The organism is Streptococcus sp. HMSC078D09 (assembly GCF_001813675.1).
Classification (GTDB): domain Bacteria; phylum Bacillota; class Bacilli; order Lactobacillales; family Streptococcaceae; genus Streptococcus.
Genome location: NZ_KV813662.1, coordinates 148,331 through 159,551, shown reverse-complemented (window position 1 = coordinate 159,551; position 11,221 = coordinate 148,331). Strand labels below are relative to the sequence as shown.

Sequence of the window (11,221 nt, the reverse complement as noted above, 5' to 3'; positions counted from 1 at the left end):
AGGCTAGGACTTTTGTTCCAGCCTCTTTTTATGTTTTATCGATCTTTCCCCAAGCCTCTTTTCATGCTATAATAGAGCCATGACAGATATCGAATTAAAAGACGGCGAGCGCGTCAATCAACTCTTTTCAAGTGATGTGAAAATTATACAAAATCGGGAAGTCTTTAGTTACTCCGTGGATAGCGTCCTCCTCTCGCGCTTTCCAAAATTGCCCAAGCGAGGCTTGATCGTAGATCTCTGCGCTGGAAATGGGGCTGTGGGACTCTTTGCAAGCACTCGGACAGAGGCTCAGATCATTGGTGTCGAAATTCAGGAACGTCTAGCGGATATGGCTACCCGCTCCATTGCCCTCAATGACTTGAACCAGCAAATGTCCATGATCACCGATGACCTCAAGCATTTACCCCAACATATCAAGGGCAGTAAGGTGGATATTATCCTCTGCAATCCTCCTTATTTCAAGGTGGATGAGCATTCCAATCTCAATGAGAGTGAACACTACCTCTTAGCTCGGCATGAAATTACCACCAACTTAGATGAGATTTGCCATGTGGCCCAGCGGGTTCTCAAATCAAATGGTCGCTTAGCGATGGTCCATCGTCCAGATCGCTTTTTAGATATCATCGAAACTATGAAGCGTTACAATCTTGCACCCAAGCGGATCCAGTTTGTCTATCCCAAAATGACCAAAGAGGCGAATATGTTATTGATTGAGGCGATCAAGGATGGCTCACTGGATGGTTTAAAAATTCTACCTCCCCTCTTTATTCACAATGAAGACGGCAGCTATACAGACGAGATTCATGAGATCTACTATGGAAACTAAGGCTTACATGTATGTCCTAGAGTGTGCGGATGGCTCCCTCTACACTGGCTACACCACTGATGTCGAAAAACGCTTGAAGACGCACAATGCTGGAAAAGGCGCCAAATACACACGGGCTCGCCTCCCCGTTAAACTTCTTTACCAAGAATCCTATCCAGATAAACCCTCTGCTATGTCTGCCGAGGCTCTCTTTAAAAAGAAATCACGCCAAGCAAAGCTAAACTATATCAAAAAGAACCGTCGGACTCCATAGTCCAACGGTTTTTCATTTACAAAATGGTGATACGGTACTGGTGACTCCGTGTCTCTTGAGGAGCCAACTGGATCACCCCTTTTTTATCTTCGAAGAAATCGCCCTCTTCTGCAGATGTGGAAATACCCGTCCAAGGCTCTAAGGCAATGAAGGGCCCCTTGTTATTTGTAGACCAAAGGACCAGATTTTCAAAATCTGCAAAATCAAATTCCAAACCTTTACCAGATTTTTTCGAGAGGAGCTGCACAGATTTGGACGCTAATTGATCTAAAATAATGGCATCTTTTTCAAACAGTTCATGGCGCAAAGGTAAGCTACGACTATGGTCTAAAAATGGTGTCCGCTGCAGGCGATCAACCAAACCGGTTTCTGTGAACAAGAGAGGAACGCTACAGCTTTCTTCTTTTTCAAAAATCAACTCGTAGTCTTCATAGTCTTCATCTGCTAAAAGGGGACAACGAAAGGCTGGATGCCCTCCAATGAAATAAGGCATGACTTGATCTGACTCTAGATTTTGCAAGCGATAGGTGATGGTGATTTCTTTCCCTTTCAATTCATAAGCGATTTCCACTCGAAAATGGTAGGGATAATTTTGTAAGCTTTCGTCGTTAGAGCTGATTTCAAAGACAAGGCGATTGTCTGTTTGTTCTTTGAGTTCAAACTCTCTCTTGCGAATGAGGCCGTGTCTTGGAAGCTGGCCTGTCTTCACTCCATCTTTTAGATGATACTGCACTTGGCCATTACGAACGCTCCCGCAAATTGGAAACAGAACTGGCGCTTGTCCTGACCAATACTCTGGATCCCCTTGCCAAAGATATTCTATGCCTTCTTTACTTCGAATGGAGCTCAATTCCCCTCCAAATGTCTTAAATTGTACTTCTAGATCATCATTTTTTAATGCAATCACCATGGGCGACACCTCTTTATAATTAGTATAGTTATTATATTCATTATAACCTTTTAGAAGAGATTGTCAATTTTTATTTTTCTAGTCAAAAATTTTAAAAAAATAAGAAAAAATCCTTGACAAGGCTTGGAAATAATTGTAGACTTAATATGTTAACAGAAATATTCCGTTTTAGGAATTCATTCTTTCTGTTGTCTGACTTTTTTGGATGCTCCTTATCATGATACATTTTTTCTAAAAGAGTCAGTTATCATTTAGGTCTCCTTATAAATATACAAGGGTTAACAGCTAGTTAACCCTTGTATTTTTGATTTTCATTAAAAAGACGGCCTATTGCTAGACCGTTCTTAGGACTTATTTATCCCCTTTATTGCGGATGACAAATCCATTTTTCTTTTCACTTGACGTACGATGAGGACGTTTGTTGCCTTTGCCTTCAAAGTCCCGGCTGTTTTTATTGGACTTGCGTTTGAAATCACGTCGTCCACCTTCACGGTCATCTCTGCGATTCCGATCACGGCGTTGGTCTCCACGACGGCCATTTCCACGGCCACCTTTGCCTTTTCCACCAAAGCCACCACCGGATGGTTTAAATGGCAATGGTTTTTCACGCGCAATTTCAACTTCTGGAAGACTATCTGGATCTTGAACGGTCAAGCTCAAGATATACATAGCCAATTCTTCAGGAGTGAATTCTGCAGCCAATTTGCGAGCATCCTTACCAAACTTCTCAAAGTTCGTTCGGATTTTTTCATCCTCAAAGTCTCGCTCAATTTTCTTCAGCGCTACTTGTTTTTTCGCTTGGAAGGCTTCTGCTGCTGTTGCAGGTTTCATTCCCTTCATCCGCTTTTTAGTCAAGTTCTCAATGATTTGCAAATAGCCCATTTCATTTGGCGAAACAAAGGTAATGGATTGCCCTGTTTTCCCAGCACGACCTGTCCGTCCGATCCGGTGAACATAGCTTTCTGGATCTTGTGGAATATCGTAGTTGTAGACATGGGTCACACCTGAAATGTCCAAACCACGTGCCGCAACGTCCGTTGCCACCAAGACGTCCAAGTTCCCATTTTTAAAGTCACGAAGGACACGGAGACGTTTGTTTTGATCCAAATCTCCGTGAATCCCTTCTGCTCGGAAACCACGGATCTTCAAGCCACGCGTCAATTCATCGACCCGGCGTTTAGTCCGACCAAAGACAATGGCAAGCTCCGGTTGCTCGACATCCATCAATCGAGTCATGGTATCAAACTTTTCGCCTTCTTTGACACGAATATAGTATTGATCGACCAAGTCGGTGGTCAATTCTTTGGCTGCGATCTTAACGTGTTCGGGTTCTTTCATAAACTGAACACCAATGCGTTTGATGGCTTCTGGCATCGTTGCTGAAAAGAGCAAGGTTTGGCGTGTTTCCGGAACACGGCTAATGATGGCTTCGATATCTTCCAAGAAGCCCATATTGAGCATTTCATCTGCTTCATCCAGGATCAAGGTTTCAATATGATCGAGTTTCAAGGCCTTGCGCTTGATCAAATCTAGCAAACGTCCAGGTGTTCCCACAACGATGTGAGCACCTGACTTCAAAGCTTTAATTTGCTTTTCAATGCTTGATCCACCATAGACAGAGCGAACTTTGACACCCTTACTGCGTCCAAAGCGGAAGAGTTCTTCCTGACTTTGAACCGCCAACTCACGCGTCGGAGCAATAACAAGGGCTTGGATTACTGTGTTATCGACATCAATCTTCTCCAAAGTTGGAAGACCAAAAGCAGCCGTTTTACCGGTCCCTGTTTGCGCTTGACCAATGACATCTTTTCCTTCAAGGGCCAAAGGAATGGTTTGTTCTTGGATGGGGCTTGCTTCTACAAAGCCAGCTTTTTCGATTTCTGCTAATAATTCAGCAGATAAGTTAAATTCGTTGAATTTCAATTCTTTCTTCTTTCTAAAAAGTGGTGCGAAGCCACTTTATCACACTTCTTTCAATGCGAAAACGCACTGATTGCATAGGAAGTCTCCTTCCCGGTTACCTGTCGCAAGACTCATCTAAAGAAAAACCCAATCGTTTTTTTATGGAATTCCCTTCTGCGAAAAATGTTTTCGCACTAGCGGATATAGTTGATTAAAGTCGTTTTCCAAACGAAAAGACACCAAGATCCTCCTTGTGGGAGATTGACCAACATTCCTTTTCTAATTGTTCCATCTCCCCAGCATTTCTCTCATACAAGTTTGCAACTTATCTAGTATAACACAATGAAGAGGTAAATGATAGTCACAGGAGACTAATTTTATTTTTTAGGAAAAAATCTTAGATAGCTTAAGATTATAAAAACGCCCCTAAACCTTGCCAGGACTGGTTTTCTTCTTGTAACCATTTCATATACTTCATCATAGGAGTATAAAAACTTCGGAAAAACTTTTTTTGGTAGTTCTTGCGTTTTTACAAATAAATATGTATAATACAGTTAGTATCTAAAATATTTCTGTATAAAGAAATAGGATCATTTTATCTGATTCAACGATTTATTCTACGTTCTAATTTTTTTAGAAACCACTCAGTACTATTAAATCTACTCCTACTATTTCCAAGAAGATTTTGTACAGTCAATGAACTATTCACACTGCCCCTTCTTTGGAGAGGAGGGCAGGTGTCTAGATGGTTCCTATTTCTCAGATTATTTAGATACGAAGAGGCTCGGATTTCTCCAAGCCTCTTTTTTTATCTTTTTTTAACAATCCACCGCATCACTTTTGCCAAAAGGAGCCATAAAATAAAGCTACATACCGACACATAAATCCATGCATTGGGATCTTGTGTCAATGGAAGAGGGATGTTCATACCGAAGAAACCTGTGATCACGGCTAAAACAGCCAACAAGGCTTCAAAGATGGTTAGGGTGGTCAGGTTGTCATTCAGGTTATTGTTTAGGATATTATTGTATGATCCAGACAACTGCTGCAAGACGTTGGAAATCAACTCAGTCATTGAAACCAACTGACGCGCTTCGATCATGGCATCATCAAACTGCTCTTTTTCAACATCATCCATCCTTCGATAGATGGCGTGCGCTTTAATATGCTCTAGCAACATCCGATTTTGCTTGGCTGCTGCAACTAGATAAACCATACCGGTCTCAAGGTCAGACAGGGCATAGAGATTCTTGGTCGTTGTAGTTTTTCGAAGCAAGCGATTGAGTTCATCCTTGTGCTTATCTAAGCGATCAATAATCGGATAATAAGCATTACTGATCATTTCAAGACCTGCAAAAAGCAGTTTATAGATCGATAGTTCCTCATGGCTTTCCAAATAGCGAACCATTTGTTCAATGATATAGGCATTGTCTTGGTTACTGATGGTGACGAGTCGCGTATCTTGAACGATAAAGGTCATAGGAATGGTTTCGTAGTATTCCTTGTCCTTTTCTAAATCCAATACATTGTAGATAAAGGTGATCGTACCGTTTTCTCGATTGTAATCCATATGGGCACGTTCGTTCCTATCCATCGCGTACTCAATGGTTTCTTTGTCAATCTCGTATTTTTTATAAAGATATGAATTTTCAGCAATCATATCCGAGTCGATATTGATCCATTTCCGATCTTGACCCAATTGTTTATCGATAAACATTCCGTCTCCTTTCTCAACTGTTCTTTATCAAATCGATTTCTTTTATTTAAAGACCGCACTGGCTAATGCTTGCTGGATTTCAATGACGCTGTTGTCACTCTTGAATTGTAACACTTCTGAAGGCTCAACTGCAGAAGAGACCCAGATTTTTAATTCAGCATCCAAATCAAAATGACCGGAAGTTTCTACTGAAAATCGAGAGATGGAGCGATAAGGAAGGGATTTGTAGGAAGTTTTCTTTCCTGTTACTCCTTGCTTATCCACCAAGATCAAACGAAACTCTGTAAAGACGATTAAATCACGAATCAAGCTAAAAGCAAGTGTGACTTGCTCTCCCGGCACCAAGATATCTTCCAGATCTCTTTCTACTTTATCAACATTCTTTTGAGAGGCATTGCCCATCAAACCACTTAGTAATCCCATAGTTTCTCCTTTATAAGCGAAAACGGGTAGATTTCGTCTTCTTATTCTATTGTTATGGATCGGTTTTGAAAACGTTCCTTATCCCATCTTTTCTTCCAACTCAACGTCAGGATACTTGTCCGCAAACCAACGGAGGGCAAAGTCATTTTCAAAGAGGAAGACTGGCTGGTCAAAGCGATCCTTGGCCAAGATATTTCGGCTTGAAGACATGCGCTCATCTAAGTCTTCTGGTTTGATCCAGCGAACAGTCTTTTTACCCATTGGGCTCATGACCACTTCGGCATTGTATTCATTTTCCATCCGGTGTTTAAAGACTTCAAACTGAAGTTGCCCGACAGCACCCAACATGTATTCACCTGTTTGGTAGTTGGTATAAAGCTGGATGGCTCCTTCTTGCACCAATTGCTCAATCCCTTTGTGGAAGGATTTTTGCTTCATGACGTTCTTGGCAGATACCTTCATGAAAATTTCAGGCGTAAAGGTTGGCAGTGGTTCAAATTCGAACTTGTTTTTACCAACTGTCAGCGTATCTCCAACCTGATAAGTCCCTGTATCGTAGACCCCGATGATGTCTCCTGCTACGGCATTGCTGACATTCTCACGGCTTTCGGCCATAAACTGGGTGACATTTGATAGCTTAGCGCCCTTACCAGTACGAGGCAAGTTGACACTCATCCCACGCTCAAATTCACCCGATACGATCCGCACAAAGGCAATCCGGTCACGGTGACGAGGATCCATGTTTGCTTGGATTTTAAAGACAAAGCCTGAGAAATCCTTGTCATAAGGATCGACCATTTCTCCATCGGTCTTCTTGTGGCCATGTGGTTCTGGAGCAAACTTGAGGAAAGTCTCCAAGAAAGTCTGTACTCCAAAGTTGGTCAAAGCGGATCCGAAGAAGACTGGTGTTAATTCACCCGCAAGGATGGCTTCTTCTGAGAATTCATTTCCAGCTTCTTGCAAAAGTTCGATATCGTCTTTCACTTGTTCATAGAATGGATTGTTAGCAAAGAGCTTGTCTCCATCTTCAAGACTCGCAAAGCGTTCATCCCCTTTGTAGAGTTCCAAGCGTTGATTATAGAGGTCGTAAAGCCCCTCAAAGGCTTTCCCCATCCCGATCGGCCAGTTCATTGGGTAACTTGCGATTCCCAAGACTTCTTCCAATTCTTGCAGGAGGTCCAGTGGCTCACGTCCATCACGGTCCAGCTTGTTCATAAAGGTGAAGACTGGAATGCCACGGTGTTTGACAACTTCAAATAATTTCTTGGTTTGGGCCTCGATACCCTTGGCAGAGTCTACGACCATAACCGCCGCATCCACCGCCATCAAGGTCCGGTAAGTATCTTCTGAGAAGTCCTCGTGCCCTGGGGTATCTAGGATATTAACCCGTTTGCCATCGTAGTCAAACTGCATGACAGATGAGGTTACCGAAATCCCACGTTGCTTCTCGATATCCATCCAGTCGGATTTAGCGAAGTTTCCTGTTTTCTTCCCTTTGACAGTACCGGCTTCCCGAATCTCTCCTCCAAAGTAAAGCAATTGCTCAGTAATCGTCGTTTTACCAGCATCCGGGTGGGAGATGATGGCAAAGGTACGGCGTTTTTTGATTTCTTCTTGTACGTTCATATTCCTAATTCTTTCTCTTCTTATTTTTTGATAAATTTACAAATTCATCTCTACATCGGATTTCTCCTCAATTTCTCTATCTGTCCTATTATAGCGAAAATAGGCACTTTTTTCAACGATGATTCTTCTTTGAGAGCAAAAAGAAAGACTAAAATCCGTCGATTCTAGTCTTCTTATCATGACTGTTAGAAGGCTCCAAATCCTCCGCCACCGCCACCATCAGAAAAGCCACCGCCGTCAAAGCCGCCACTGCCATCTGAGGAGTTAGTAGAGAAGCTTGAAACGCTATAGGAATCATCTGCATAACTCATTAAGGTAGAGCCGTCTAGGAAGGAATTTGAAGAGGTCGTTATCCAAACAACAGCATCCCAATCCTCATATGGTAAGGAAATCTGATGATTTTTGAGTACCTGACTCACTTTTTTAGCTTGACCATACATAGTTGCATAGACTAGGATACGATTCCATAGAACAACACTCTCCAGTTCCGCTTGGTTGAAATTTGGAATACTTTCGATCATATTTCGAAAGGCCATCCATTCAAATTGTGCATCCAAGTTCTCTAAGGATTGGAGATGTTCTTCGCGAATTTTCACAAGAATATAAAATGGAATTAAGAACAAAACCAAAAGAAAAATGATCCAAAAATAGAAGGAAGATAGGTGTGATCCAAATCCGAGAGATAAGAAACACATGCTCACAAATAAGATCAGTAAGAGCCAGAAATGTAGGGCGCAACCTGTTTTTGAAAAAGCTTCTTCTTTTTCAGTTAAGTCTCTAAAATAAGAGGGCAATCCTAATTTTGCAATTTCCTTTTCTACACCTTTTGACAATTGCTGGGCATCCTTTTTTAAAAGGGATTGAACTTCATTTCCGATCTTTCGAATACGGTCTCGTTGCGTGTCTGATTTAGCAGCTCGAAAGTCTTTTTTTAGGGCTACTTTATCAATTTTATACTTTGAAAATACTTCACTGATATTGATTTGAGATTCTTGATCAAAGATCATTTCAATAAACTTCAATTCAAAATCAGCCAAGCCTTCATAATGGAGACAGGTCAAGGTTTCCCCATTTTCATCCCTAGTCAACCGAAGATTTCCTCGATCAATAAGATCTAACATGGTTGCCTGGATGAGATGATTAAATTTTAGTTGCCCCTTCTCTCTAGACATCACCATCCGTTCAAAATCAAGTTGATACAGTGCCTTAGCTAGGACAAGAGGAGGTAAATTCTGTGGTGGTTCGTATAATCGTACTCCTTTTGCAATTCGACGAGTTCTGGTACTGATAAAATACCGGATCCAGGGAATGAAAGCTAGGATAAATAAAAGAATCGATACAATTGGAACAACCTTGAGTAGAAGGGTCCGATAAAGGAACGTTTTTTGTTCAATGGATTTTTCTTTTTTGAGAAATTTCTCTTTTCCATTTCCCTTGTTAATCTCATTTGCTTGGTTTCGACGCAGGGCCTCTGTCATTGGCCAATAGCCATGCAGTTCGAGCTTGCCATTTTTTGGAAAATCCTTTGTCCAAATATGATAACCAGTTGCAGTCCGTTCAACTTGGGCTGGTGGATTAAAGTAACCAGTATGGGCATACAGTTTTCCCTGCTTGGCATCCAAGCCATCCACATAAAAATCTAATTTCGCGACTTTCTCATCTCCATCTGAAATAGGAAACCAATTCAGTTCTGCAATATCCTTGTAGAAAGTCAAGAGATGATCAATCTTCCATTTTACTTTGATCTTGACCGTCCCTCCGACGATACGGGCATTGTATATTTTTAATTGACGACCATCTTCCAGGTCTGTCTCCTCTACACGAATCTCACGTTTTTCCCCATCCACATAGGCTTCCACCTCAGGATGACGATGAATCTTAAACCCTTTTGGAAGAGGATCTGCGCTTCCTAGAGTCACATATTGACCATGATAGCCTGTCTGAAACTGATAGGTAATCTCTTGTGTAAATGTTGCTTGGCTATCTTCCTGCAATTGGAGGTGTCCTACATAGGATTCAATCGAATAGCGAACTTCATCATCTGCATGTGCGATCGTGATTGTACAAACCAAACTCCAAATGAGGGAAATCATTAGCAAGAAACGCTTCATATATTCTCCTTTAATATAAAACAGGGTTGAGACCGAGATGTCCCAACCTTCCTACTTGTTATTTTCTCACTTTCACCCGCTCACTTCTGCGACTGAAGAACTGATTAAAGAGTAATAAAGCAAGGGCTAAAATACTGGATACAACCAGATAATTGAGCCACACCTTATCCCCTCTCATAATCGGAGGGCGGGCCATCAAGCCATAATTTCCTCCTGTCAATTGATTGACTCCAACCAGGAATAAATCTAAGGCAAAGGTATAGAGAACAATCTGACTATTTTTTAAGAGGTTTCGATCATAGCATCTCAAGAGATAAATCAAGGAATTGATGAGGAGACAGTAATGTCCGAGGAGGAAAGAAAAACTCGTAATATGAGGGAAAGTATAGGGATCAAAGACTGGATAGCCCAAAGCAAAGATGGCTCCACTCACTCCCATCAAGGCAAAGAACTGTTTGCTTTTCCAGCGGTCTGGTAAAAACAAGACCGCAAACATAGCCAAGCGGCAATGATAAAATGGTAAGCTATTGGACCAAGGAATGTGGTAGGCAAAATACCAAAGATACAAGCAAATTAACTGGAAGCCTTGTAAGTATTGAAAGCATTTGCGAAATTGCTCATTCTGATAATAGCGAAGTGACATCATAATCGCTGTCACAACGAACAAGACCATCACACTATACCAAAGTGCTGAGATTGCTGGTGGTGCTGTTGATTCTGTAGTGAAAAAATGATGCATAAAATCTCCTTATTTAAACAGATTTAGGTATTCTTCTTTTCTTACTGTACTGAACGATCGTATTGATAAGAATCAGTGTCCCCGTCATGAGAACTGTCACGATCAAATAGTTGAGAACAAGGCCATGGTCACCTATGACAGGAGGACGACGCATAAAACCGTAGTTTCCGCCTGTTGCGAGATTCGCAAGCTGAATAATGGCATTGACCCCAAACGTCATCTGACAGATTTTCCAAACAGCCCCTTCTTCCACCTGGTAGGATTGAACCAGATAGATCAAACAGTTGGCCAGGAGAGCCCAGTGACCAAAGACATTGTTGATCGAGGAAACGTGAGGAAAAGGGTAGGGATAAAAAACAGGATGAAGCAAGGCCATAATGGAACCAAAGACTCCCACGAGGGCAAAATATTGTTTGAAGCTGCCCTTGGGGGCCAAAAGGATAATCCACATGGCCATCCGGCTATGGTAGAAGGGCAGGCTCTCTGAAAAAGGCAAGTGTGCTGCAATATACCAAGCATTGATAATCAGCAACTGGATCAACTGCCCCCAATACCAAAAGTTTTGATAGCCTTTGGAAGAGGCCAATCGAATAGACAGAAGGCCCACCACTACCAATGAGGTCGGTAGCAAGAAATACCAAGCCCCCAATTGAGGAGGAGCCGTTGGTTGACTGGTGAAAAATAAATCCCAAAGTGTCATGATTTCTTTCCCTT

10 protein-coding genes are annotated in these 11,221 nt (G+C 41.8%); 2 read left to right on the top strand and 8 right to left on the bottom strand.

The genetic code is table 11. The features are described from left to right. The first annotated feature begins 79 nt into the window (after positions 1-79). Complete coding sequence (locus HMPREF2926_RS03650) at positions 80-826, top strand: tRNA1(Val) (adenine(37)-N6)-methyltransferase (RefSeq protein ID WP_049474290.1); 747 nt, start codon at positions 80-82, stop codon at positions 824-826. Beyond that, positions 816-1,079: a GIY-YIG nuclease family protein gene (locus HMPREF2926_RS03645; protein ID WP_004219743.1), complete on the top strand. Its 264-nt coding sequence runs from the start codon at positions 816-818 to the stop codon at positions 1,077-1,079. Before HMPREF2926_RS03650 ends, HMPREF2926_RS03645 begins: the two co-directional genes overlap by 11 nt. 16 nt (positions 1,080-1,095) lie before the next feature. On the opposite strand, the gene HMPREF2926_RS03640 is transcribed toward HMPREF2926_RS03645, so the two are convergent. The 8 genes from HMPREF2926_RS03640 to HMPREF2926_RS03605 form a co-directional block, all read right to left on the bottom strand. After that, positions 1,096-1,989: an aldose 1-epimerase family protein gene (locus HMPREF2926_RS03640; protein ID WP_070586515.1), complete on the bottom strand. Its 894-nt coding sequence runs from the start codon at positions 1,987-1,989 to the stop codon at positions 1,096-1,098. A 351-nt stretch (positions 1,990-2,340) separates the two neighbouring features. After that, positions 2,341-3,912 carry a degradosome RNA helicase CshA gene (locus tag HMPREF2926_RS03635; protein ID WP_070586513.1) on the bottom strand — a complete coding sequence of 524 codons (1,572 nt, stop codon included), beginning with the start codon at positions 3,910-3,912 and terminating at the stop codon, positions 2,341-2,343. A 787-nt stretch (positions 3,913-4,699) separates the two neighbouring features. Then, complete coding sequence (locus tag HMPREF2926_RS03630; RefSeq protein WP_003015198.1) at positions 4,700-5,608, bottom strand: magnesium transporter CorA family protein; 909 nt, start codon at positions 5,606-5,608, stop codon at positions 4,700-4,702. A gap of 42 nt (positions 5,609-5,650) precedes the next feature. Beyond that, entirely contained in the window at positions 5,651-6,031 is a 381-nt protein-coding gene (locus tag HMPREF2926_RS03625; RefSeq protein WP_003015210.1) for a PH domain-containing protein, read from the bottom strand. Between the two features lie 78 nt (positions 6,032-6,109). Beyond that, entirely contained in the window at positions 6,110-7,657 is a 1,548-nt protein-coding gene (locus HMPREF2926_RS03620; protein ID WP_003012237.1) for a peptide chain release factor 3, read from the bottom strand. A gap of 185 nt (positions 7,658-7,842) precedes the next feature. Next, entirely contained in the window at positions 7,843-9,768 is a 1,926-nt protein-coding gene (locus HMPREF2926_RS03615) for a DUF2207 domain-containing protein (RefSeq protein ID WP_070586511.1), read from the bottom strand. A gap of 58 nt (positions 9,769-9,826) precedes the next feature. After that, entirely contained in the window at positions 9,827-10,507 is a 681-nt protein-coding gene (locus HMPREF2926_RS03610) for a YwaF family protein (protein ID WP_070586509.1), read from the bottom strand. 13 nt (positions 10,508-10,520) lie between these two features. Continuing rightward, positions 10,521-11,207: a YwaF family protein gene (locus HMPREF2926_RS03605; protein ID WP_070586507.1), complete on the bottom strand. Its 687-nt coding sequence runs from the start codon at positions 11,205-11,207 to the stop codon at positions 10,521-10,523. Between the last annotated feature and the right edge of the window lie 14 nt (positions 11,208-11,221).